This window comes from Acinetobacter sp. USHLN143 (assembly GCF_037145695.1).
Classification (GTDB): domain Bacteria; phylum Pseudomonadota; class Gammaproteobacteria; order Pseudomonadales; family Moraxellaceae; genus Acinetobacter; species Acinetobacter fasciculus.
Map to the genome: position 1 here is coordinate 1 of NZ_JBBCWZ010000272.1, position 274 is coordinate 274.

The window sequence follows — 274 nt, forward strand, 5'->3', positions numbered from 1 at the left end:
ACCTCGCCAAACACCTTGTATACCTAGCTTTTTCATTAATCGAGCAACAGTACAGCGTGCAATAATATAGCCTTCACGTTTCAGTTTTTGCCAGACTTTACGTACACCATATCGACCTGAACTTTCCTTCCAAATTCGTTTAATTTGTTCAGCATGATGCTCATCATGTAAATCTCGCTTTGCTCGATGTTCTGGATTTTCGCAGAGATCTAGAGTCCGGTAATAGGTTGAAGCTGCGATCGGTAAAATCCTACAAATCGCATCAACACCATAT

General features: G+C 40.9%; 1 protein-coding gene. It reads right to left on the bottom strand.

What is annotated here, in order from left to right; genetic code table 11:
- On the bottom strand, nt 1-274 hold a 274-nt coding region (locus WFH18_RS18035; protein WP_336755446.1), incomplete at both ends, for an IS3 family transposase.